General features: G+C 50.1%; 24 protein-coding genes, 1 tRNA gene and 3 pseudogenes. 12 read left to right on the top strand and 16 right to left on the bottom strand.

From position 1 onward, the window contains the following. Positions 1 to 2: 2 nt before the first annotated feature. The 4 genes from cysW to KQI75_RS09210 all read right to left on the bottom strand — a co-directional run bounded on the left by cysW (position 3) and on the right by KQI75_RS09210 (position 3,345). Entirely contained in the window at positions 3 to 821 is an 819-nt protein-coding gene (gene cysW, locus KQI75_RS09225) for a sulfate ABC transporter permease subunit CysW (RefSeq protein WP_216470483.1), read from the bottom strand. Positions 822 to 835: 14 nt separating this feature from the next. Beyond that, a complete protein-coding gene (cysT, locus tag KQI75_RS09220) occupies positions 836 to 1,678 on the bottom strand; it encodes a sulfate ABC transporter permease subunit CysT (protein ID WP_216470482.1) in 843 nt (280 codons plus the stop codon). A gap of 21 nt (positions 1,679 to 1,699) precedes the next feature. Continuing rightward, positions 1,700 to 2,779: a sulfate ABC transporter substrate-binding protein gene (locus KQI75_RS09215; protein ID WP_216470481.1), complete on the bottom strand. Its 1,080-nt coding sequence runs from the start codon at positions 2,777 to 2,779 to the stop codon at positions 1,700 to 1,702. A 236-nt stretch (positions 2,780 to 3,015) separates the two neighbouring features. After that, complete coding sequence (locus KQI75_RS09210) at positions 3,016 to 3,345, bottom strand: hypothetical protein (RefSeq protein WP_216470480.1); 330 nt, start codon at positions 3,343 to 3,345, stop codon at positions 3,016 to 3,018. Between KQI75_RS09210 and KQI75_RS09205 the strand changes: the two genes are divergently transcribed. Further along, positions 3,323 to 3,523, top strand: coding sequence for a hypothetical protein (locus KQI75_RS09205; protein ID WP_216470479.1), 201 nt, complete (start codon positions 3,323 to 3,325; stop codon positions 3,521 to 3,523). The genes KQI75_RS09210 and KQI75_RS09205 overlap by 23 nt on opposite strands. A gap of 74 nt (positions 3,524 to 3,597) precedes the next feature. Here the strand turns inward: KQI75_RS09205 and KQI75_RS09200 are convergent, their stop codons facing one another. Further along, on the bottom strand, positions 3,598 to 3,909 hold the full coding sequence (locus tag KQI75_RS09200; RefSeq protein ID WP_216470478.1) for a DUF6506 family protein: 312 nt from the start codon (positions 3,907 to 3,909) through the stop codon (positions 3,598 to 3,600). A gap of 160 nt (positions 3,910 to 4,069) precedes the next feature. Here KQI75_RS09200 and KQI75_RS09195 point away from each other — a divergent pair, with 160 nt between their 5' ends. The 6 genes from KQI75_RS09195 to KQI75_RS09170 all read left to right on the top strand — a co-directional run bounded on the left by KQI75_RS09195 (position 4,070) and on the right by KQI75_RS09170 (position 8,760). Further along, positions 4,070 to 5,437, top strand: a complete 1,368-nt coding sequence (locus tag KQI75_RS09195) for an alanine/glycine:cation symporter family protein (RefSeq protein WP_456237093.1) — start codon at positions 4,070 to 4,072, stop codon at positions 5,435 to 5,437. 257 nt (positions 5,438 to 5,694) lie between these two features. Beyond that, positions 5,695 to 5,946: a hypothetical protein gene (locus KQI75_RS13835; protein WP_407927188.1), complete on the top strand. Its 252-nt coding sequence runs from the start codon at positions 5,695 to 5,697 to the stop codon at positions 5,944 to 5,946. A 25-nt stretch (positions 5,947 to 5,971) separates the two neighbouring features. Further along, the gene (gene sdaAB / locus KQI75_RS09185) at positions 5,972 to 6,640 is read left to right on the top strand and encodes an L-serine ammonia-lyase, iron-sulfur-dependent subunit beta (protein ID WP_216470477.1); all 669 of its coding nucleotides are present in this window, start codon (positions 5,972 to 5,974) and stop codon (positions 6,638 to 6,640) included. Further along, complete coding sequence (gene sdaAA / locus KQI75_RS09180) at positions 6,637 to 7,521, top strand: L-serine ammonia-lyase, iron-sulfur-dependent, subunit alpha (RefSeq protein ID WP_216470476.1); 885 nt, start codon at positions 6,637 to 6,639, stop codon at positions 7,519 to 7,521. Before sdaAB ends, sdaAA begins: the two co-directional genes overlap by 4 nt. Before the next feature lie 95 nt (positions 7,522 to 7,616). Next, positions 7,617 to 8,603, top strand: a complete 987-nt coding sequence (bioB, locus tag KQI75_RS09175) for a biotin synthase BioB (RefSeq protein WP_216470475.1) — start codon at positions 7,617 to 7,619, stop codon at positions 8,601 to 8,603. Between the two features lie 81 nt (positions 8,604 to 8,684). Further along, positions 8,685 to 8,760, top strand: a tRNA-Pro gene (locus KQI75_RS09170). A 52-nt stretch (positions 8,761 to 8,812) separates the two neighbouring features. Here KQI75_RS09170 and KQI75_RS09165 read toward each other — a convergent pair. The 5 genes and pseudogenes from KQI75_RS09165 to KQI75_RS09150 all read right to left on the bottom strand — a co-directional run bounded on the left by KQI75_RS09165 (position 8,813) and on the right by KQI75_RS09150 (position 11,742). Beyond that, complete coding sequence (locus KQI75_RS09165; protein WP_246566571.1) at positions 8,813 to 8,965, bottom strand: hypothetical protein; 153 nt, start codon at positions 8,963 to 8,965, stop codon at positions 8,813 to 8,815. Between the two features lie 10 nt (positions 8,966 to 8,975). Beyond that, positions 8,976 to 9,044, bottom strand: a pseudogene (locus KQI75_RS13600) (hypothetical protein); the annotation flags it as partial. Positions 9,045 to 9,057: 13 nt separating this feature from the next. Beyond that, positions 9,058 to 10,767, bottom strand: a complete 1,710-nt coding sequence (locus KQI75_RS09160; protein ID WP_216470474.1) for a recombinase family protein — start codon at positions 10,765 to 10,767, stop codon at positions 9,058 to 9,060. A gap of 91 nt (positions 10,768 to 10,858) precedes the next feature. Then, complete coding sequence (locus KQI75_RS09155) at positions 10,859 to 11,002, bottom strand: hypothetical protein (RefSeq protein WP_165860255.1); 144 nt, start codon at positions 11,000 to 11,002, stop codon at positions 10,859 to 10,861. 317 nt (positions 11,003 to 11,319) lie between these two features. Beyond that, a complete protein-coding gene (locus KQI75_RS09150) occupies positions 11,320 to 11,742 on the bottom strand; it encodes an RNA polymerase sigma factor (RefSeq protein ID WP_216470473.1) in 423 nt (140 codons plus the stop codon). Between the two features lie 221 nt (positions 11,743 to 11,963). Between KQI75_RS09150 and KQI75_RS09145 the strand changes: the two genes are divergently transcribed. Then, complete coding sequence (locus tag KQI75_RS09145; protein ID WP_216470567.1) at positions 11,964 to 12,224, top strand: hypothetical protein; 261 nt, start codon at positions 11,964 to 11,966, stop codon at positions 12,222 to 12,224. Position 12,225: 1 nt separating this feature from the next. Here the strand turns inward: KQI75_RS09145 and KQI75_RS09140 are convergent, their stop codons facing one another. Then, complete coding sequence (locus tag KQI75_RS09140) at positions 12,226 to 12,975, bottom strand: helix-turn-helix domain-containing protein (protein ID WP_216470561.1); 750 nt, start codon at positions 12,973 to 12,975, stop codon at positions 12,226 to 12,228. 276 nt (positions 12,976 to 13,251) lie between these two features. Here KQI75_RS09140 and KQI75_RS09135 point away from each other — a divergent pair, with 276 nt between their 5' ends. After that, positions 13,252 to 13,611, top strand: a complete 360-nt coding sequence (locus KQI75_RS09135; RefSeq protein WP_216470472.1) for a helix-turn-helix transcriptional regulator — start codon at positions 13,252 to 13,254, stop codon at positions 13,609 to 13,611. 185 nt (positions 13,612 to 13,796) lie between these two features. Here the strand turns inward: KQI75_RS09135 and KQI75_RS09130 are convergent. Further along, positions 13,797 to 15,043, bottom strand: a pseudogene (locus tag KQI75_RS09130) (relaxase/mobilization nuclease domain-containing protein). A gap of 233 nt (positions 15,044 to 15,276) precedes the next feature. Between KQI75_RS09130 and KQI75_RS09125 the strand changes: the two are divergent. Continuing rightward, a complete protein-coding gene (locus KQI75_RS09125; RefSeq protein ID WP_216470471.1) occupies positions 15,277 to 15,831 on the top strand; it encodes a hypothetical protein in 555 nt (184 codons plus the stop codon). A gap of 51 nt (positions 15,832 to 15,882) precedes the next feature. Here the strand turns inward: KQI75_RS09125 and KQI75_RS09120 are convergent, their stop codons facing one another. Further along, positions 15,883 to 16,170, bottom strand: a complete 288-nt coding sequence (locus tag KQI75_RS09120) for a CD1845 family protein (RefSeq protein ID WP_216470470.1) — start codon at positions 16,168 to 16,170, stop codon at positions 15,883 to 15,885. A gap of 168 nt (positions 16,171 to 16,338) precedes the next feature. On the opposite strand from KQI75_RS09120, the gene KQI75_RS09115 reads away from it, so the two are divergent. Further along, positions 16,339 to 17,169: an HNH endonuclease gene (locus tag KQI75_RS09115; RefSeq protein ID WP_216470469.1), complete on the top strand. Its 831-nt coding sequence runs from the start codon at positions 16,339 to 16,341 to the stop codon at positions 17,167 to 17,169. A 154-nt stretch (positions 17,170 to 17,323) separates the two neighbouring features. Here the strand turns inward: KQI75_RS09115 and tnpA are convergent. Continuing rightward, a pseudogene (tnpA, locus tag KQI75_RS09110) lies at positions 17,324 to 17,758 on the bottom strand (IS200/IS605 family transposase); the annotation flags it as partial. A 1,052-nt stretch (positions 17,759 to 18,810) separates the two neighbouring features. Between tnpA and KQI75_RS09105 the strand changes: the two are divergent. Further along, positions 18,811 to 20,031, top strand: coding sequence for an MFS transporter (locus KQI75_RS09105; protein ID WP_002584949.1), 1,221 nt, complete (start codon positions 18,811 to 18,813; stop codon positions 20,029 to 20,031). 80 nt (positions 20,032 to 20,111) lie between these two features. On the opposite strand, the gene KQI75_RS09100 is transcribed toward KQI75_RS09105, so the two are convergent. Together KQI75_RS09100 and KQI75_RS09095 are read right to left on the bottom strand one after the other, a co-directional pair. After that, the gene (locus KQI75_RS09100) at positions 20,112 to 20,912 is read right to left on the bottom strand and encodes a helix-turn-helix domain-containing protein (RefSeq protein ID WP_002575858.1); all 801 of its coding nucleotides are present in this window, start codon (positions 20,910 to 20,912) and stop codon (positions 20,112 to 20,114) included. Positions 20,913 to 20,990: 78 nt separating this feature from the next. After that, the gene (locus KQI75_RS09095) at positions 20,991 to 21,254 is read right to left on the bottom strand and encodes a hypothetical protein (RefSeq protein ID WP_002575859.1); all 264 of its coding nucleotides are present in this window, start codon (positions 21,252 to 21,254) and stop codon (positions 20,991 to 20,993) included. Between the last annotated feature and the right edge of the window lie 185 nt (positions 21,255 to 21,439).

The following is a 21,439-nucleotide window of genomic DNA, read 5'->3' as shown; positions in this document are numbered from 1 at the left end:
GCTTACTCCTCGTTCTTCTTTCCTCGGTACTCCAGCACGCTGCGCAGAACCAAGATAATGATTGCCATGACAACCAAAATTGCCGACATCGCAAATGCACCGGTGAAATCATAGCCCTGATACAACAGCTCAATGTACAGCGGCATCGTGTTGGTCTTGCCTCTCAGATGTCCGGAAAGAACGGATACGGCGCCAAACTCGCCCATTGCACGAGCCGTACACAAGACGATGCCATACAACAGCGCCCACCGCATATGCGGGAACGTCACCTTGCTGAAAATAGTCCAGCCCTTTGCGCCCATCAGCGCAGCGGCTTCTTCTTCTTCGGTTCCCGCCGCAGTTAGCACCGGAATAATCTCGCGGGAAATAAACGGAAACGTGACGAATACCGTTGCCATGATAATGCCCGGAACCGCATAAATAATTCTGATGTCCAAGCTCTTGAGAAGCGGATACAAATCGCTCTGTCTGCCATAGGTCAGCACGAAAATCAAACCGGCAATAATCGGAGACACGGTGAGCGGAAGATCAATCAGCGTAGAAATGACTTTCTTTCCGCGAAACTGAAACTTTGTAATGCTCCACGCCGCGAACAATCCGAAAATCGTGTTGAGCACGACCGCGAACAGCGTCGCTTCAATCGTTAATTGCACAGATTTCAGTGCATATTTATCCGTAACGGCTGCCAGGAACGGCTGCATGCCCTGACGGAACGCCGTAACCAGCACATATACCAGCGGCAGTACCAGCATCACGGCGAGAAACAGGACGCTCACTGCGATCAGAAGCCATTTGACAGCTCCGGATGATTGTTTTTTCACAGCTTGCTTCCTCCTTACTCGATACCGCTGATAATTTTAGACGAACGGCTTTGCAAAACCGCATTGATAAACAGAATCAGGAATGCTGCCGCCAGCATAACCAGCGCGATAGACGTTGCACTTGCATAGTCAAATTCCTGTAATTTCAACATGATAAGCAGCGGGGTAATCTCTGTCTCATACGGGGTGTTGCCTGCGATAAAGACAACGCTGCCGTACTCGCCGAGGCTGCGGGCGAATGCCATCGTAAAGCCTGCAATCAGCGCCGGAAGAATTTCCGAAAAGATGACATGGCGGAATGTGTATCCGCGTGTTGCGCCCAAAATGCTCGCCGCCTCTTCAAATTGCCCGTCCAGCTTTTCCAAAACCGGCTGCACCGAGCGCACAACAAACGGAATGCCGATGAATACCAGCGCCAGCGTGATGCCCGTTCGGGTGTAGGCGATGTCTATGCCAAATGTGTGGTGGAAAAATCCGCCGATGACGCTGGTATCTACGGTCATGTGTGTCAGCGCAATGCCCGCCACCGCTGTCGGAAGGGCAAACGGCACTTCAATCATGCCGTCTATGATGCGTTTTCCCGGAAATTCATACCGCACCAGCACCCATGCAACGATGAGTCCCATCACCGCGTTAATCAGCGATGCCGTGAGTGCTGTCAGAAAGCTGACTTTATAGCTCGCCAGCACACGTGGACTGGTCACGGTCTGAATAAACTCAGCGGGAGAGAGGTGTGCGGAAAACACAACGAGGGAACACAGCGGGATGATGACGATGAAACTGAGGATCGCCACTGTGATGCCGAGCGACAATCCGAACCCCGGAATGACCCGCAATTTTTTTCTTCTTTGCTTCATAATCAAAATCCCTCTTGCTTCTTATTTTTCATAGATCTGGTCAAAGATGGCTCCGTCTGCGAAATGCTTTTCCGCCGCCTTTGTCCAGCCGCCGAAATGGCTGATGTTGGTTAAATCCAGATTGTTGGTGACAATCCACTTGCCATCCTCCGGAATTTGTGTAATCGTATTGCTGCCGTTCTGCGAGGTATATTCTTTCAAAATATCCTGATTGGACGGGCGATAGAAATTTTTCGTCTCAATGCGCTGTGCTTCATCCGAGTACAGATAGTTGAGATACTCGGTTGCCACATCGCGCGTTCCGCGGTCATCCACCACTTCGTCAACAATGGCGACCGTCGGCTGGCACAAGATGGATGCGGACGGAATGACGACTTCGTAATCATCCGGATACTCCTCCAGCGAGAGGAACGCTTCGTTCTCCCAAGCAATCAGAACATCGCCCTGCTGGTTCTCAACAAAAGAAGTTGTTGCGCCGCGCGCGCCGGAGTCCAGAACCAGTACATTCTGATACAGCTTTTTGATGCTCTGCTCAATTTGTTCCTCGGTCTGTCCCTGCTTTTCAAAATAGTACCAAGCGGCGAGGTAATTCCACCGCGCACCGCCGGAGGTCTTTGGATTCGGCGTGATAACACCGACGTCATCGCGGAGCAAATCGTTCCAATCGTGAATGTTTTTCGGATTGCCCTTGCGAACCAGGAACACAATGGTTGAGGTGTACGGTGCGCTGTCGTTGTCAAATTCAGAGGTGTAGCCGTCCTCAATAAGACCTGCATTTTTCACCGCGTCCACATCGCCTTCCAATGCCAGCGTGACGACATCGGCTTCCAGACCGTTGGCAACCTCCAACGCCTGTTTGCCGGAGCCACCGTGCGACTGAATAATGTCAACGCTCTGACCCGTCTTTTGCTTCCAATGCTGTTCAAATGCTTTGTTGTACTGCTGGTACAGCTCGCGGGTCGGGTCGTACGAAACGTTTGTAATCTCTACGGAATCACCGGAAGCGGAACCGCTGTCGCTGTTTCCGCCGCAGCCTGCCAGAAGGCCAACGCTCAGAGCCGATGCCAGAAGAATGGCAGAAATTCTTTTCTTATAATTCATGTTTCTTCTCCTTTGTATCAAATCGAATGTGTTTTGTCTCTTGCTTCGCTGTCAACAGCAACACATTCGTTTGTACAAGCTCTTGCAGCGGTGTGAATAAATCAGTTTCATGATTTATCGCCTCCCATATTCTATATATCCTATTTGTCTAATGGGATATATATGTTTTGTATGTTTGTTATTATAGCCATTCTTTCCGCATAGTGCAAGTGTTTTTTTCCAATTTCGAAAAAAAATCATGATTTTTTTTGAATCCGAGAAAATTTGCGGGAAAAATTGGCCGTTTTGTTACTTTTTATGCGCATTTTATGTGATTTTTTCCCACATTTTTCGCAAGAAGTTGATTTGACGCAGGGCTCCATCACCCGCGCCATGCTGCTGTTTGCGCTGCCGCTGTTGTCATGCGTCTGTTTTCCAGCAATGCGGCAGTCATTGATTTGAGCAGCAAAATTGTCGTGCGCCTGTTTCCCCTGTACTTTATCTATTGTATTTGTCGAAATCTTTGCCGGTGCCATCCGCGGCGCAGGAAAATCGGCTACAATTATGTGCATCACACTGCTCAACATGTTCGCCATTCGCCTGCTGTTCCTGTACATTGCCATGCAGATATTCGATACCGTATATGATGTGGCACTCATCTTCCCTGCAACTTGGGTGACAACCGCTCTGTGCGTTTCTATCTATTATTTCTCCGGAAAATGGAAGCGCGATTGGAGCGAGTCCGCCTCCCCGCGTACAGCGTGAGTGATACAGATATAACAAGAAAACGGCTCTCCCGCCAGCACACGCCGACGAGAGAGCCGTTTGTATTCTGCTGTTTACTTTCCAAAAACAGTATCGCCGCTCTTGAAGCCAAATGCCGGATGGAGATCAAACTTCACCGCTCCGACTGCAACATCCGGACCGACAACCTTCTGAATACGCGCAATGCCGTCGTTGCCAAAGCCTGCGCAAAGCTCAATGGCAGTGCATCCCTTTTCTTCGGCCAAGCTCTTCGCAACGACTTCCGCCTGACTGTATGTAGAGCAGCCATACACGTACAAATCAATGGATTCGCCCGGAATCACAGCGTTCTGCTGCTTCGGGTCGCAATTCGGCGCTACATAAATAAATCCTGCATTGAATTTCATCGTATTTGCCTCCTATAGCATTTGATACCTTGATTATACGAAAAAATTTTTTCCATTGCAACAAGATATTTGCATTTTGTTTGACCCCTCCGTCAAATCGTGTTATAATTTTTAACGCTTATATGCGTTCCAATTTATTTTTCTTTGTGAGGGGAGGCACATTGTGTCAATTATTGTTTCAATCAATTCATTTGTCAACGGCATTGTCTGGGGACCGTACATGCTGGCTCTTTTGGTCGGCACCGGTATTTTTCTGACAGTCCGTTCCGGTTTTATGCAGTTTCGCCACTTCGGTACCATCTTTAAAAACACGGTCGGCATTCTGCACACGCCGGAGGCGCACAAAAAGAACGAGTTCGGTGTATCGCCGTTTCAGGCTGTAATGACCGCACTGGCATCCACGGTCGGCACGGGCAACATCACCGGTGTTGCCACGGCAATCGCTCTCGGCGGTCCGGGCGCGGTCTTTTGGATGTGGATCAGTGCCGTTTTCGGTATGATGACCAAATTTTCTGAGGTCGTTCTTTCTGTGCATTTCCGCGAAAAAAATCAACGCGGTGAAAACGTCGGCGGCCCGATGTATTATCTGGAAAAGGGTCTGCATCTCAAGTGGCTGGCTGTTCTGTTCGCCATTTTCGCTGCCTTTGCATCGTTCGGCATCGGCAACATGACGCAGTCCAACGCCATTTCCACTGCTTTGCAGTCAACATTGGGCATCAATCCGTATCTGACCGGTGCGGTGATTGTCGTCATTGCGGCGATTGTGCTGCTCGGCGGCATCCAGAGCATTGCGAAGGTCACCTCCACACTGGTTCCGATTATGGGATGTGCATACGCCATCTTCGCTATTTTGGCGCTGATTGCCAATGCACCGGAGATTCCGCACGCATTTGCCGTCATCTTTGAGGGCGCGTTTCATCCGCAGTCCATTGCCGGCGGCGTTGCCGGTTACACCGTCCTGATGGCGATTCGCTTCGGCGTTGCCCGCGGCGTATTCTCCAACGAGGCCGGTCTTGGTAGCGCACCGATCGCACATGCCGCCGCTGTCACGGATAGTCCGGTCAAGCAGGGCTTCTGGGGAGCATTTGAGGTATTTTTCGATACATTGGTCATTTGCACGCTGACTTCTCTGGTTATCGTTTCTTCCGGCCTGTACAACAATGGCATGCAGGGCGCCGACCTGACCATTGCCGCATTCGGCAAGGCAATCGGCCCGTTCGGTACGTTCGGCGTCACGCTGGCAACCGTGCTGTTTGCCATCTCTACCATTCTCGGCTGGTCGTATTACGGCGAAAAGTCAATTGAGTACTTGTTTAAGGGCAAGAGCTATACGGAAAAACTGACCAAGGGCTATCGCGCAATCTTTGTGTTGCTGGCATTTGTCGGCGCTGTCAGCAGCCTGACGCTGGTATGGAGCATTGCGGACACGCTCAACGGTCTGATGGCAATTCCGAACCTGATTGGTCTGCTCGGTCTGAACGGCGTAATCATTCGGCTTGTTCGGGAATTTTTCAAAGAAAAACACTAACCGGCAAACGCCGGTTCACGCACACAGGGAATCCGATATTCGTATCGGGTTCCCTGTTTTTTATTTATAAAAAAATTTACATTCACGCGCCGCCGCGTATTCCGCCTGTATCATGTTGTTCAAATGTTTGTAAATTGCATTGAATCGCCCAAAATCCGGGTGCTGTACAATATGGCAGGCAAGCCGGAAGTTTCCGATACTTCCTCCTTCCGCGATGTCGGCGCTGTACAACTTTTTCAAGTAACCGACACCCAACCATGACCGCCCGCCAGCTGTTCCGCTCCGGCATGACAGTCGGACGCGACATGATGGGCACCATGTCCAATGGGTGTGATTTTGACAGTTCCGCTTGTCTCGTTCATCGGCGCATGGATGATTGCAAACCGCCGCAGGGATATTTCCTAGAACATTGCCGAGATGCATTGCTTTTTGGGTTGTCCGGCGCTATAATGTCTAATAACATATTTTGCTGCGCGTTTTTCGTCCAAAATGCGCCAAAAGTGGTATAATTCATGCACGTTAAGGAGGATTTTCATGCGTTTGTTTGATATTCTGGGACCCATTATGGTAGGGCCTTCCAGCAGTCACACCGCCGGTGCCGTGCGCATCGGATTGACCGCCCGCAAGCTGCTCGGTGAAGCTCCCGTACACGCAGATATTTCTCTGCACGGCAGTTTTGCACTCACAGGACACGGACACGGCACCGACTGCGCGCTCATTGCCGGTCTGCTCGGTATGCAGCCGGATGACCTGCGCATTCCAAACAGCTATGCCCTCGCCGAACAGGAAGGGCTGTCGTTCACCTTCTCCACCGTGCAGATACGCAACGCACATCCCAACACCGCCCGTTTGCAGCTGACAGGAGCCAGCGGCCGCACGCTGGATGTCGTTGCCGAGAGCATTGGCGGCGGACGCATCCGCGTCAGCTCCATTGACGGCATCGAAGCAAATTTTTCCGGCGAGCACAACACACTCATCGTGCACAACCAAGATACGCCAGGACACGTCGCCGCCGTCACGTCTGCCCTCATGCAGCGGCATGTGAACATTGCGACCATGCAGCTGTTCCGCAATGCACAGGGCGGCTACGCCGTGATGATTTTGGAGTGCGACCAGCCAATTCCGACAGATATTGAACAATGGCTGTCTCACATTGACGGCATTCAAAAAATTACAATTTTCAATCAGGAGGACCCGTCATGAGCTTTTCCAGTATCGCTTCCATGCTGGAAGCTGCAAAATCGGCTGACAAGCCGCTGTACACCGTCGTCTGCGAGGATGATTGTCAGGAAAACAATTATACCGAAGAAGCATCGCATCGGCAGATTCAAACGCTTTGGGAGGCGATGCAGCAATCGAGCAAGCAATATTGCGCATCCGACCGCTCCAACAGCGGATTTATCGGCGGCGATGCGGAAAAGCTGCGTCTGGCGGCACAGGCGGGTGCGCTCATCGGCGGCACGTATCTTCTCCGCGTCATAGAAGAAGCCCTCAAAGTCGCGGAGTGCAACGCCTGTATGAAACGCATTGTCGCGGCACCGACTGCCGGAAGCTGCGGCGTGCTCCCCGCCGTTCTGCTTCCGCTGACGGAAGAAAAGCAGCTGGACACGGAGGTGATCTTGCAGGCACTGTACATCGCCGCAGGCTTCGGACAGATCACGGCGATACGTGCCAATGTCGCCGGAGCGGAGGGCGGCTGTCAGGCGGAAATTGGCACTGCCAGCGCCATGGCAGCTGCCGCACTGACGCACTGCATGGGCGGCACTGCCGAACAATGCGCCCATGCGTTTGCGATGTCTCTCGGTAATTTGCTCGGCTTGATTTGCGATCCGGTTGCCGGACTCGTAGAAATCCCGTGCGTCAAACGCAATGTAGTCGGTGCGGTCAACGCAGTCAGCGCCGCCAACATGGCGCTCGCCGGCATCACGTCTCATATTCCGGCAGACGAAGTCATTGACACCATGGGAGAAGTCGGCGATACGCTTCCGGCAAGCCTGCGGGAAACCGGCTTGGGCGGTCTCGCCGCCACACCGACCGGAAAGAAAATCACCGAGCAGGTGCTGCATCACGAGCAATCGTTGTAAACCGCATTGTGAATTTGGTTGACATTCAATCGCATCGCTCGTATAATAGGAAACTAGTAGGATAAAAACAGGTTACGAACATAGGAGCGAAAGATATGGACGCATTGACACTGGCACAGGAAATTATCAACGGCAGACGAATCACACGGGAGGACGACCTTTCTTTCTTCCTCACCTGCGATCTGGATGCATTATGCAAAGGCGCAGACCAAATCCGTGCGCATTTTGTCGGAGACAAAGTAGATCTCTGTTCGATTGTCAACGGCAGAAGCGGCCGCTGTCCGGAGGACTGCAAATACTGTGCGCAGTCGGCGCATCATCACACCCAGTGCGAAGTCTATGATTTTCTGCCGGAACAGGAAATTATCGAGGCCTGTCAGATGAACGAGCGCGAGGGTGTTGACCGCTTTTCCATCGTCACTTCCGGCCGTTCGCTGACCGGAGAAGAATTTGACAAAGCGATTCATGCGTATGAGACCATGCACAAGCAGTGCAAGATTGACCTGTGCGCGTCTATGGGCTTTCTCTCCGCGGAGCAGCTGCACCGTCTGCACGAAGCAGGTGTGACGAGCTATCACCACAACATCGAGACCTCCCGCCGGAACTTTCCAAACATCTGCACCACACACACCTATGACATGAAAGTAGAAACCTTGAAAAAGGTCAAAGCCGAGGGCATGTGCGCTTGCTCCGGCGGCATCATCGGCATGGGAGAAACGTGGGAGGATCGCTTGGACATGGCCGTCAGTCTGGCAGAGTTGGGCATTGATTCGATTCCGCTCAATGCGCTGATGCCGATTGCCGGCACGCCGCTGGAGCATCTGCCGCGCCTGACCGAGCAGGACATTCTGCGCACGGTCGCTTTCTTCCGCTATATCAATCCGACGGCAAACATTCGCCTCGGTGCCGGCCGCGCCCTGCTCACCAATGACGGCGAAACCGCCTTCCAGTCCGGCGCGTCTGCGACAATTACCGGCAACATGCTGACCACCGTTGCGTGCGCAACCATCCGCAGCGACCGTGAGATGCTGCAAAATCTCGGCCGCGATGTCACGCCGGAGTATTGGGACGAAACACACTAAATCGCACTTGTTCCCCTCTGTCGAAGAATTTTTCTTGCATTTTCGGAAACTGTGTGCTATGATAGATAAGCTAAGTTGTTTCCGGGTGTAGCGCAGCTGGTAGCGCGCTTGACTGGGGGTCAAGAAGCCGCAGGTTCAAGTCCTGTCACTCGGACCATGCAGAGTGTCCTTATAGGATCTGAGTATCCTGTAATGGACACTCTGCTTTTTTATGTAGAGAATAGTGAAACGCCGGAGCTGTCGCTGCTCTCCCGTTCCCGCAGGCACAGCAGCTTGACCTTATGTTCGGTCAGCAGGGCGATGTACTGCTTTGTCATGCTCGGCGGCAACACCAACGATGGTGTACCCGGCTTGTTCCGCATAGCGGCGAAGCTCCTCGGCCTGCCGTTCCAAAGAAAAGCTATCATCGTGAGTGACGCGGCAATAGAAATAGGCTTTCATCGTGTCGTACCTCCTATACCGCAACCTGTTCCGGGGCGTAGCTGAGTGCTACGCCTTTTCTTGTTTCCATGATAATGTCGGCCTCCGGGATCTTCCGGCGATCCGGCACATCAAAGGCACCGATGCAGTTATAGTGAATAACGACGCGCTGGTTGGTAACGCCGTCCTGCTTTTCAGCGTGGTACACCTCAATATGGTCGATCAGCTCTGCAACCATCCGCTTTGTAATGGTGGTCGCGTCCGTGTATCGCCGTACCGTTTCAAGAAAATCGTCAATGTCCATGCGCTTGCTCTCGTCCTTTTTCAGTTCCAGCCGCAGCGCCTTGATCTTCTTTGCGTTCTCGCCCTGCTCCTGTTCATAGCGTTTGGACATTTTGGCAAACCGGGCATCGTCAATCTTTCCCGCTACATTGTCCTCATAGAGCCGTTCAAAAAGCATATCCAGCTCCCGGTCACGGGCGGTCAGAGCGTCCAGCTCCCGCTGCTTGCGGAGCGTAGCATTTTCCGCCACCTTTGCCGAGCGTCCGATCATGGCCTTGATAAAGTCATTTTCGTATTCGCTGGCAAAGCAGGCCAGCCGCTTGACCTCGTACAAAACGACTTGCTCTAAGAAGTCCAGCCGGATATAGTGCGTCTTGCTGCACTTGCGATAGCCGGAGTTGTGATTTTGACAACTGAAAAACTTGATGTCGTGGTTGTTCTGGTTGAAGTGGAAATTGAGGTTGCCGCCGCACTCCGGGCATTTCAGCAGGCCGGAGAATACGCTGGGTTCCTGCGTGACCGTAGGCTTTTTGCGGCGTGTCCCTTTTTGGAGCGTCTGCACCTTTTCCCAAGTCTGGCGGTCAATAATAGCCTCATGGACATTGAGGAAGATCGCCCGGTTTTCCTCCGGGTTTTCGATCCGCTTTTTCATCTTGTAGGACTTGGAGTAGCTTTTGAAGTTGATCACATCGCCGCAGTATTCCTGCAAGGTGAGGATCTTCTTGACGGTGGTGTGTCCCCATTTGGTAGGCTCTACGGTGCTTTTCGATCCGCCCCGGCTTGTCCCACGGCTGCGCCAGTAATAGGTGGGATTGACCACACCATCGGCGGCAAGGCGGGCGGCAATTTCCGCCAGCCCGTACCCCTCCAGCGCCATGCGGTAGATCCGGCGTACGACCTCGGCAGCCTCCGGCTCTACGACCCAAAAGCGGGGATCGTCTGGGTTTTTGATGTAACCGTAGGGCGGCGGAGAAAGCGGAACGCCTGCATTTCCTTTCATCTTGTTCACGATCCGGCGCTTCTTGGAAATGTCTTTCGCATAATACTCGTTCATAATATTTTTGAACGGAGTAAAATCGTCCTCGCCCTCGTCGCTGTCCACGCCGTCGGAAACGGCCACCAGCCGTATATCGTGGAGCGGGAAAAATTCTTCAGTCAGTTTGCCGACCTCAATGTAGTTGCGCCCCAGCCGGGAAAGGTCTTTGACGAACACCGCCGAGATGTACCCGGCCTCGATAGCGGTCAGCATTTTCTGAAAACCGGGACGCTTCATGGTCGTACCCGTGATGCCATCGTCTACAAAGAAAACCGTGTCGGTGTACCCCTTGTCCTTGGCGGCCTTTTGGAGTATCTTCCTCTGATTTTGGATGCTGTTGGACTCGCTGTCCATATTATCGTCACGGCTCAGTCGGCAGTAGAGAGCGGCTGTGCCGAGTTCGTGTTTTTTGCTTGACTGTTTCATATAACCTCCTCTCTGGCAGTCAAGCAAGAGGTCATTCATCCTGACTATATTATACCTCGCCTGACCACCCATGTTAAGGATGTCGATGGGGTTATACCGGCTCCAAGTCAGCCAGCATCAGCTTCAAAAGGATGTCACGCATCAGCTCTCCCGTTTCCTTATAAACAGGCGTGACGATGAAACGGATTTTTCCAATATGGTACACATATTCTTCCGCAGCGGGCTTTTCAGTCATGGCGCCCTCCTTTCACAGATGCAAAACAAAATCACAGCTCTCCCTGTTGTCCATTGGGAAAGCAAACAGGCCAGCACTCTTGCCGGGTGCTGGCCTGCGGCGTATGACCTTGGGACGAAATGTCCCAAGGTATTTTTGAAAGGTAGGAGCGCCGCACCCGCTCCCGTTGGCCTGTCATAAGACAGCTCATATTCAATGCGGCGCTCCCTCACAGCGGATAGCGACGATCCGTCACGGAGCATCAACTACCCTGCTGCGGAGAAGTGAAAACTACCTCTCATATACCAAGGACAAAAATCGGGCAAATGGAGCCTCGCTCACAGAACTTTTTTCAAATATTTTTTCATAGCAGCCATGCCGCGCTTCACCGAACGCCGGACAACGCTTTTGTCCACGCCCTGTTCCCGGGCAATCTGACGGTAGCTCTTGCCGAAAATCAGATGCGCCTCCACCCGGCCGCCCTGCACCTCCGGCAGAGAATTGAGGGCGTTCCAGAGGTGAACGAACAGCTCCATGCGCTCCAGAAGCTCCTGCGGGGTCGGCTCATGCAGGCAGGCCAAGTATTCGATCCCATCGTCACAGTCGAGGGAATACTGCGCCTTGTTGCGGGTCGTGCGCCGCTGATAGGCTGCCTCATACAGCTTGTCCGCCTTCAGCTCGGCGGCCACTTCGTCGGAAACTTCGATGTATTCATCATGGGTGTACCAAGCGTAAAAGTCCTTCAGATTGATGGTCGTCATTTGTATTTCCTCCATTCAGTTCATGTGTGGGTGGGTGAACAGAACGGAGGAGCGGCGGGGATCGACAGCCGGGACTATCTGCTTTGGGACAATTTGTCCCAAGGTGCAGGCACATAAAAACGCCCGCACAGCATGACGCTATGCAGACGCAAGCAAATAAAATTCGTGTTACATGATGTTTAGTTTCACTTTCGAGGCCGGACTGCTCCGATGGAGGGGCTATGCTTTTTTTAGCTGGTGCAGATCATGAACGCTATGGAAAAGTAAAATGGACACGGCAGATTAACCTCCAATCGGCTACCGTGTCCCTGCAAGTCGTCATCAGTTTGTGCAAGCGCAGAGAAACGGCGGCTCTGAAATTCAAAGCCGCCGTTTCATATAGGCGTGTTGATGGGACTGCTGCACGACGGCTTTTTTTCTTTTGCCGTCGTGCAGCAGATTTGGCAGAGTTAGTGCAACGCTTTATTACAGGTTATAGTTAATTTATTCATACTTCTTTCCAACCACATATATTGGCAACAGCACACCGCAAAGGAACATAGCCAAGAAAACATATTTCCCTATGTTTTCCCATACATCTGCTACAATGCTGCCCGCCACGATGTTGATAATCGGGAACAGTATCATACACAGGCACAAACTCAAGCGGAGAGTTCTCACAATATGTGGCCAGTTGCGATTATTGAATTTTACTCCCGGCACATTCATGCGGAATGGGCCATCATAAAAAATGTTTACACTGTTTTCATCATAAAAGCTTGATAACTTAGTGCGGACGAAGCAGCAAAAGTACGCGCCGAATACCGCACTTAGAAGCGCAAGTGTTTCCAAGGTCTCCATGCAGGGCTGCGCCGTTGTATAGTTCAGAAATGTACCGATACAACAAATCAAAAGGGAAAATCCGTAAAAGACAATCCACTTGCTCTTTACATGATATGCCCTTTCAGGGCTTTCGTCCGCATAAGTGATTGCCGTCTTAACAATATCCTCAACCTTATCAGGTTTTAGTACATCATTGTTCGGCAATCTCTCACACATTAAAAGTTCCGTAACGGAAACATCCAACAGATTTGCCAGCGGGATCAATAGAACGGTATCGGGCAAGCTAACTCCCGTTTCCCATTTGCTTACAGCCTTATCAGATATACAGAGTTGTTCTGACAACTCTTTTTGAGTGATTCCTTTTTCTTTGCGAAGTGCGGCGACAAATGCGCCAAATTTCTTCTTGTCAATATTGAACTTTGATTTTGGCCTCCTGTGATTGCTAAGAGCATTATCGCTCTAACGCTGCCATTTAGCAACCGAATGGCAAGCGAGTATATCATTTTGGATGTTGAATAATAGTAGAGTTGTGATATTTCTTTCGTGAAAGGTACACTATTGTTTATTTTATCATTACAGTATCACAAGTTCAACTGTGTACATGAAATGAAAAATGAGTACGAATGAAATGTAACACCGTTCAAATACTATCACCCGAAATGTAAAATTACATTAGGTGGTGATGACATGAAGAACGAAAAAAGCGAACGCAAATTTGATTTTCGTCCGATGGGGCTTGCAATCAAGAAAGCTCGCGAGAAGAAAGGCATGACACAGGAGCAATTGGCTGACATCATCGGGCGGGACACTCGTACTGTCATGTACCACGAAAACGACGGTCAACATCCGAGCTTAGATATTTTCTATCAACTGGCAACCATGTTCGACCTGTCAGTAGATGAATACTTCTACCCCGATATGGGAGCCGATGAAGCCACAAAGAAGCGGATCAACATTCAACTTAATTCTCTCAACGAAAGCGAACTGCGGCTCGTTGAGGGTATTATCAATGCAATCATAGAAAACCGTGAAACGGAGGGAGCGTAAGAAACGGCGCTGCCTCCGTTTTTTCGTGGGGTTTCCGGGGTACGCACTAACGGCAAGCAGGGCAAGTGTAGCCACACTTGCTATTTTTGCATCCCGGCGGGCTGCAAAAACGCTTGTTGGGGAGCCTCCCCAAACCCGGCTTTGGGACTTTTTGTCCCAAAGTAATTTGTCTGCGTCACCGTGCGCTATCGCTCCTGTTCCTTTTGGCGCTGGCTGTCCGTAACGCCCAGCAGATGGTCAATGTTGGCCTTAACCGCCACGGCCTGCCGCATTTTCTCCTGCGCCGAGCGGTACTCAATATAGAGCGCCTTTTTCCGCGCCGCCAGTTGGCGGCGTTTTTCTTTTAGCTCTGTCATCGTGGGCAGTTTCTCTCCGCCCAGCAGCTCTCCCATTGTGGCCTTGGCCGCCCGGTAGTCCGCCAGCTCCGCCTCATGCTCGGCAAGGTATTTCCGGCTGTACTTGGCGGCCTTGTACCCATCAAAGACAGGGCGGGTCTTGGCGTACCGCACCACGGCTCCCATCAGTTTGGATGTTGTGGACAGGTCAGCCTCCGTCCGCCGGAGCTGCTCGGTCAGGGAATGAAAACGGGAAACGGCGTCCTCGGCCTTGGCAGAGAGCTGGTCATACTCGGTGATATTCTGCTCCTGCATGAATTGAAGCGCCGCCGCCATCTGCTTGAGGTTATAAACCTTTGCCCACCGCGCATAGGCCGCGCCTTTGCCGGATCGTAGCCGTCCCCGAGGGTGGATGCCCGCAACCGGGTAGCCCGCTCCTGCCCCGGAACAAGAAAAGAGATCGTACCGCCGCGCCCATGCTTGACCGTGAAGCCGGACGCCTCCATGAGCCGGAGGAAAGCGTCAAAATCGGCGGGGCGTTTTGCAAGAGCTTCATTTATGGCACGCCGCAGCTGTTTCTTGTATGAGGGCTTCTGCTCTGTCCCCAGCCATGCCCCATAATGGAGAAAGCGTCCCTTGCTGTGCAACTTAGGATCGGTGATGACGGACAGATCATTTTCAAGGCAAATGCGGTCAGAGAGCCGCCGCACCGCACGGCCAGAGCCGATGAAGTCCCGGAACTTCCGGGTGCAGTCCAGCGAGGTCGAGTTATAATAAATGTGATTGTGGATGTGTGCCTTGTCCGTGTGAGTGGCAACGAAAAAGGCATACTTGCCCTTTGTCCAGCGCATCGCCGTTTCATAGCCAATGCGGTTGGCCTCCTCCGGCGTGATTTCCCCGGGCTTGAATGACTGGCGGATCTGATAGCATAGCACATCCGCATCCCGCCGCTGCTCCCGGCCTGTGGTGGCCTTGTACTTGGCCTTGCTTAATAGGAACTCAGCATCGGCGGTCATGTGGTCGCAGCCGTAGGACGAGATCAACTCGCCGCCCTCGGTCTTGTCCGGGTTTTGCCCGTAGTCAAACCGCTCTTTCAAGGACTGCGCGATGGTTTCGCCCTTGCTGATTTTGTGCTTCTTGTAGTAGGTCGTGGCCGTAGGCAGCCCTCCTTCCGATATGACAAACGGCGGCTGTGGTCAGCCGCCGTCGTTTCAGCTTTGGGACATTTTGTCCCGAAGTTATAACACGATGAGAACAAATACTATTTGTTGAAAGTATTGATTAATTGTGGTATGCTTTTGTTAAAAGTCAATCTATGGAGGGATGAATAATGCCTAATATAAGTGCGGAAGAATCGTTATTGTTACAATGTTTGGCTACAACTTCTCTTTTAGGTGAACTGAGTAATGCTAAATTTCTTGAAAGCGATTATTATAAAAGGTTAGCGTTTGGCAACGGAGAAATAAAAAAGGTTCTTACAATATCCGGGCTTGGGAATCCGGCAACAATGCAAATGATGTTGTATGCATTGCTGACCATTCCAAGGGAAATCTTATCAAGAACAGCGTATAGCGTGTTAGAGACCTATATCGAGAGAATAAATCCCCTTGTTTGCCATTTAGTTGAGGAAGATACTTCTTCAAGCTATGATGGCGAAGAAACTCGTGCGAATATAGATTATTTTCGCCATATAAGGAATGCTATTGCACATTCCAAATGTAGTTATCTTAGTAAAGGTGGCAAGAACTTTGTCGTTTTTAGTGACAGTAATCCAACAGAATCCAAGGCTTGCTTCATAAAAATGGAATGCTATAAAGTTGGCCTTATTTTAATGGAATTGCAAAGACTCATCATGGAGTATTACAATCATAAGCACCCAGAATAACCTCCAACATATCTCGATTTTTACGCCTTTAGGCTATTTTGTCCCAAAGTATCAGCCGGTGATGAAATCCCGCAGGGCAAAATTGGCCGTGTGCAGCTTGTCCACCAGCCACTCAGCGATGGCAGGAACGCCAAAGGGAGAAACGAGGAACGCAAGGACGAGGAACACGATTCCGCCCACCGTTTGCCCGCCGATGAACAGGATCAGGGAGAGCAGCGTCAGCACAATGCAGCCTAGCTCGCACACGGCGGATGCCACACAGAACAGAAATGTGACCATAGCGGTCAGCAGGGACAGCGCCACCATCACGGGGGCGGCAAGGATTTTGAGAACGATCATAGCAACTACCTCCATTAAAAAATCGGGTTAGTTTGTCCTTCTACCCATATTTTACCGCTGGGGAAATAGGCACGCAAGGATGTCGAACAAGCTATGTTTTGAGAAACAATTATAGCCATTCAAGCACATAAGTGATATAATTCTAAATAGTGAATTGGAGGTGTGACAATGGCAAGCAATCGAGATGACTTCAAGGCAAAAACCATCGATATTATGGCTAAGCGCGTCGGCTATCGGTGCAGTAACCCTAATTGTAGGAAACTGACTTGTGGTGCAAATGATGATCCCGAAAACTATTCTAACATTGGTGTAGCAGCTCATATTTGCGCTGCGGCTCCCGGCGGAAAGCGTTACGATACGAATATGACTTCTGCGGAACGCAAGGACATTCAAAACGGCATTTGGCTGTGCCAGTCATGCTCCAAGCTGATTGATAGCGATGACATTCGATATACAGTTGACTTGCTTCATAAATGGAAACAGCTCTCCGAAGAAGCCGCTATTTTAGAGCTGGAATCTGCTTCACCCGCCCAAAATACAGAACAGGATATTTCATTGATTAAATTCTATGTGCAGTGCTTTGACCGCCCAGCCTTCCAAGATGATATTCGGCAGGAAGGGCGTATGGAGGACTTTGACCGAGCAATCGAAGATACAATTATTGCTCTAAATACAGGTGTTCTCCGCACACGGGATGGTGACATAATTAAGCAAGCAGATGGAAAGGCTTTTGTGCAGAACCCGGAATGGCGAGAAAAATTGTATAATGTAGTGGATATTTTAACGGCTATTCGCAGGCGGTTAATGATAGCGGAGCATGACCATGTTTACTCGTTTTATAGTGACAACGGCTATGATGGGATGTATTGCTTTAATGACCGGGAACTGGAAGAATGGTTTAATTCTTCGCGGGAGGAAATCTTAAAAATAATGTCCTCGATTTGCCGAGAAATCGGAGTGCATGAGCTTCGCTTTTCACGCCGCTGCTATCGTTGGTAAAAGAATCAAAACCACCGGTTCAACCGGTGGTTTGACCAGGCCCTATAAGGGCCCCATACTTGTGGTAACCCTCTAAAGAGGGTGTTGAATAGTCTGACAACCACATCATTATTTCTGCAGTTCCCTACTCGGGGACTGTTTTTTTTACAGCTTTTTACTCGCTGCTTTTACCCGTAAACGGGTCTACAAATTCCTTTATGCTTAACTGGTCATTCATAATATCATCCTGCAATTGATTATGAATGTACTCTTTAATCGCACCTTCGTACTTTCCAACTGTATCTACATAATATCCTCTAGCCCAAAAGTGTCGATTTCCATACTTATACTTAAGATTTGCATGTCGATCGAATATCATCAAGGCACTTTTGCTCTTTAGGTATCCCATAAAGTATGATACACTTATATGCGGTGGAATCTCCACCAGCATATGTATGTGATCTGGGCAGCACTCTGCTTCTATAATTCGTACTCCCTTCTGATCACACAACTGCCGTAATATCTTCCCTATATCAGCTTTCACCTGCTTATATATCGCCATTCTTCGATATTTCGGTGCAAATACGATATGATATTTGCATCTCCATTTAGGTCAGTTTACAAGGAACTACACGCAGACCGTGAAACGGGCTGCTGACAACAAACGGCGCTATGCTCCCGGCTGGGTGCATAGCACCTGTTTGTTGCGGGGGTTTCCAAAGGGGGCAGCGCCCCATTTGGCACACGACTTTGCGGAGCAAAGTGTAGTGTGTTATACGCTCTGTCGGCGTTGCCCTGAAAATACCGTTGCCGCCGGGGAGGGCAAGGGCATTTGACGCGGCAGGAAAGCAGGGCTTTGTTTGGGGCTGGTAAGCCGGAAACAAAGGGCTGATTTCAGCAGCAGACAGGGCGTATTATGAAAGCCCCCGTCCCTCGTCCTCCGCCCCCGGCCTATGGGACAAAAAGTCCCAAAGCTCTGGACACCGTGACCAGATGTGTGGCCACACTCCGGGAAAAGTAGCAGGACGGCAGGAAACCGTCAAGGCTGAAATGAATGGGCTGACGCCCGGCCTTGACCGTTCCCCGCCGCCCCGCTGGATGGGTGGACAAGGTGGCCAATCCCTAAAAGTGTTTGGCCGCACTCGTTCATTTTGGGGCCTTTCTTCTCCCAAAATTGAAATGGGCGGGAAAGCCCTAAAATGGCTTTCCCGCCTTGATTACCCATTAGCAAAGACGGGCGAGACTGTCAACGGCGGCGCTGAAAGCGCCGTTCATCTTGACCGTTGACTGGCTCGCCTGGCTTTGCTACTGCCCGTAAGAGATGGAAAAACAAGATGGAAAACAAGGTTAAAAATGGTTGACAAGTCTATCGGATGTGTGTTATACTGTGCGACAGTTTGAGATTGGAAGGAGGCTTACGTGTGTTAATTTGTGTACGCTAATAAGCAATAAAAAGTAGAAGTACCTTTCCACATGATGGTGGGCTTTTTTTGCGTGCGTATGCAAAGGAACACGTAGGTTTGACACGAGCAGTCTTTGAACTGTATCGTGGTGTTTTTTCGTGCTTTGTTGTTATGCAGGCGTCTGCCCTCTCTGTGGGACAACGCCTGCTTTTTATTGCAGAAACAAAGGAACAATGCAATAAAAAAGGAGGTTCGCATTATGACCCAAAACAACAATTCATGGAGAAAAACTTATTTTACACTTCTTGCCGGACAAGCAATATCCTTTATTAGCAGCGGTATTTTGCAAATGGCCATTATCTTTTATTTGGTTGCGAAAACTAATTCTGCAATCATATTGACGGCGGCAACACTGATTGGATTTTTGCCGCAAGCCTGTTTAGGCCCGTTTGCAGGTGCTTTTGTTGACCGGCACAGCCGTAAAAGCGTAATGATTGGTGCGGATTTGATAATTGCCGCCGCTGGCGGTATTCTGGCGCTGGTGGCGTTTTACATGGAATTGCCCGTATGGTCTATTATGGTTGTCCTGTTAATCCGAAGTGCGGGAACTGCTTTTCATTCTCCAGCATTCAGCGCAGCAACACCTATGATTGTGCCAAAAGAGGAACTTACAAAATGCGCTGGTTACACGCAGACCATGCAAGCAGTAAGTGCGATTATCAGTCCAGCTGCCGCAGCGTTTTTATATGCTGTTTGGCCTCTTAATGCAATTATATTGTTAGATATTGTGGGTGCAATCCTTGCCTGTGTGACTGTTGCGATTTCGTCCATACCAACGCCTGAACTATGTCCAGAAACGAAAAGACAACAGTTTTTACAGGATATGAAAGAGGGGTATGTGGTATTAAAGCAAAACAGGGGCCTCTTTGCTCTGCTCTGGATTGGTGTAATTTATATGTTCTTTTATATGCCAATCAGTACGCTTTTTCCTCTCATCTGTATGTCATACTTCAAAGGAACACCGGCCCATGCCTCTGCCGCTGAAATTGCTTTTGCGGTTGGTATGCTGCTTGGCGGAGTCATTCTGAGCATTTGGGGCGGTTTTAAGAAACGGCGGTACACCATCGGTCTTTCCGTTCTCCTGATGGGCGTTAGCAATATGCTCTCCGGGCTTTTGCCGCCAGACGCATTTCTTGTCTTTGTTGTGTGCTGTACTGTTATGGGAATTTCCGCTCCATTTTACGGTGTGCAAAATGCGATTTTTCAAGAAACGGTCAAACCAGAATATCTGGGGAGAGTTTTTTCTCTACTGACAAGCGCCGCTTCCCTCGCCATGCCGTTTGGCCTTGTCATTTCCGGGCCTCTGGCGGAGCGGCTGGGAGTTGAGAAATGGTTTGTCATTTGCGGAATTGGCATTATCATCGTTGCGCTTGCCGTATTTTTACTACCCGGTTTGAGAGAGATTGACAATACGCAATAATCAACTGCACCTTTTTCTATTACTAAACAAAATGCCTGGATGGTGGTTCTGAAAAACCAGAACCGCCGTTCAGGCATTTTTTATCTTCGTCCTCTCTGCGGTTTTGGATTCTTCAGCAAGTCGGATTTTTCCGCAATCTTTTTCAGCCACTTCCGTTCTTCTACTGACAGCTTCCTAAAATTCAGCTTGAGCCGTTTGCAGATAAACGCCAAGTACGCTTGTTCCGTGTCGCTGTCCTGGCTGACGATTTCACCAGCAGTTTCCAGCATTTCTTTTAGCGGGTTATCCTCTGGGACGCTGAAAAAATCGTCCTTGTGTGTTTCCCGCAGAGCAAGGGCAATCCCGTTTATGTCCCGTTGTATCACATAGCGGCAAAACTCGTCCTCATCAATATGGGCGGTGATAAGCTGTCTTAACTGCGTATCACTCATGCCAGGATTATGCTTTTTTATAACAGTTGCGCTCATCGTGTCCACTATGGCGTTTGCACCCTGCGCCTGTTTCAGTGCCGTTCCGTTCACATAGATTTCAAGGTCAGCCATCAGCCGGGGGAAATCCGGGTGCGCCGCCAGCTCACACAGCAGGGTATTGTCTATCCTCCCGCTTTTCAGCAGGTCAATCATTTCATCACTCAAACGCAGGTCTGCAAGATCGGCGTTTGGGTGATTTTTCATTTCAGACAGCCCCAGCAGATAATCAGCGGTCACACCGTAAAACTTCGCCAGCCGGATAAGGGCATAGTGGCTGATGTCCTTGAAGTCTTCCGTTTCGTAACTGCCCAGCGCAGACTTGGAAAGCCCGGTCTGCTCCGCAAGCTGCCCCAGCGTCAAGCCACGCTCCACACGTAGGTCTTTTAATCGCTCTTGTATGGATAAAGACATATTCACCCTCCTTGCTAGCTCAACGAAAGAGAAGCCGTTATGCTATGTACTATGCTCATAGCATAACGGCATAGGCATTTACAGTTTTATTTTACCATTTGCTACATCTTCACGAAATTTATCAACAAGCTTCGCTGTCAGCTTGGATTTACCGTAGTGTTCAAGTACAAAAGTACGATAACTTTTTCCATCTACAAGCACATCACTTTTTCTGGTCAACAACCAATTTCCGTTACCTCCTCCCTGTTCTCTAATATTCCAGTCTTTCCCATATCTTTTATAGATTTCATCTTTTTTACCTTGAACAGACATTGATTCGCTTGGAATATAAACAATTTGCATAATAGCTCCTCCTTTATTTTGTGCAAGAAGACCAGAAACCTGAATTTGTCTTTTATCTTTTTTTGATTATATCACAAATCCGAGAGCGTGGAAATAGGGAGTTTTTCAGGCTGATTTCCTACCTCTTGGATATACGGCACAGGCGGTCAAAAAGGTGTAGACTTGGGATAGTTCATCGATGGACA

This window comes from Butyricicoccus intestinisimiae (assembly GCF_018918345.1).
GTDB lineage: Bacteria > Bacillota > Clostridia > Oscillospirales > Butyricicoccaceae > Butyricicoccus_A > Butyricicoccus_A intestinisimiae.
Note: the sequence above shows the minus strand (reverse complement) of the source record. Positions and strands in the feature narration are given on the sequence as shown.

Excerpts from the sequence above, each read along its gene's own strand:
- KQI75_RS09095 (WP_002575859.1), bottom strand. The coding sequence starts at position 21,254 with ATGCAAATTGTTTATATTCCAAGCGAATCAATGTCTGTTCAAGGTAAA.
- KQI75_RS09145 (WP_216470567.1), top strand. The coding sequence starts at position 11,964 with ATGCTTTTTTTAGCTGGTGCAGATCATGAACGCTATGGAAAAGTAAAA.
- KQI75_RS09160 (WP_216470474.1), bottom strand. The coding sequence starts at position 10,767 with ATGAAACAGTCAAGCAAAAAACACGAACTCGGCACAGCCGCTCTCTAC.
- KQI75_RS09200 (WP_216470478.1), bottom strand. The coding sequence starts at position 3,909 with ATGAAATTCAATGCAGGATTTATTTATGTAGCGCCGAATTGCGACCCG.
- KQI75_RS09105 (WP_002584949.1), top strand. The coding sequence starts at position 18,811 with ATGACCCAAAACAACAATTCATGGAGAAAAACTTATTTTACACTTCTT.
- KQI75_RS09115 (WP_216470469.1), top strand. The coding sequence starts at position 16,339 with ATGGCAAGCAATCGAGATGACTTCAAGGCAAAAACCATCGATATTATG.
- KQI75_RS09125 (WP_216470471.1), top strand. The coding sequence starts at position 15,277 with ATGCCTAATATAAGTGCGGAAGAATCGTTATTGTTACAATGTTTGGCT.
- KQI75_RS09135 (WP_216470472.1), top strand. The coding sequence starts at position 13,252 with ATGAAGAACGAAAAAAGCGAACGCAAATTTGATTTTCGTCCGATGGGG.
- KQI75_RS09205 (WP_216470479.1), top strand. The coding sequence starts at position 3,323 with ATGTGCATCACACTGCTCAACATGTTCGCCATTCGCCTGCTGTTCCTG.
- cysT (WP_216470482.1), bottom strand. The coding sequence starts at position 1,678 with ATGAAGCAAAGAAGAAAAAAATTGCGGGTCATTCCGGGGTTCGGATTG.
- sdaAB (WP_216470477.1), top strand. The coding sequence starts at position 5,972 with ATGCGTTTGTTTGATATTCTGGGACCCATTATGGTAGGGCCTTCCAGC.
- KQI75_RS09120 (WP_216470470.1), bottom strand. The coding sequence starts at position 16,170 with ATGATCGTTCTCAAAATCCTTGCCGCCCCCGTGATGGTGGCGCTGTCC.
- KQI75_RS09150 (WP_216470473.1), bottom strand. The coding sequence starts at position 11,742 with ATGACGACCATCAATCTGAAGGACTTTTACGCTTGGTACACCCATGAT.
- KQI75_RS09100 (WP_002575858.1), bottom strand. The coding sequence starts at position 20,912 with ATGTCTTTATCCATACAAGAGCGATTAAAAGACCTACGTGTGGAGCGT.
- KQI75_RS09155 (WP_165860255.1), bottom strand. The coding sequence starts at position 11,002 with ATGACTGAAAAGCCCGCTGCGGAAGAATATGTGTACCATATTGGAAAA.
- KQI75_RS09215 (WP_216470481.1), bottom strand. The coding sequence starts at position 2,779 with ATGAATTATAAGAAAAGAATTTCTGCCATTCTTCTGGCATCGGCTCTG.
- KQI75_RS13835 (WP_407927188.1), top strand. The coding sequence starts at position 5,695 with ATGACCGCCCGCCAGCTGTTCCGCTCCGGCATGACAGTCGGACGCGAC.
- bioB (WP_216470475.1), top strand. The coding sequence starts at position 7,617 with ATGGACGCATTGACACTGGCACAGGAAATTATCAACGGCAGACGAATC.
- sdaAA (WP_216470476.1), top strand. The coding sequence starts at position 6,637 with ATGAGCTTTTCCAGTATCGCTTCCATGCTGGAAGCTGCAAAATCGGCT.
- KQI75_RS09210 (WP_216470480.1), bottom strand. The coding sequence starts at position 3,345 with ATGTTGAGCAGTGTGATGCACATAATTGTAGCCGATTTTCCTGCGCCG.
- KQI75_RS09165 (WP_246566571.1), bottom strand. The coding sequence starts at position 8,965 with ATGCGGAACAAGCCGGGTACACCATCGTTGGTGTTGCCGCCGAGCATG.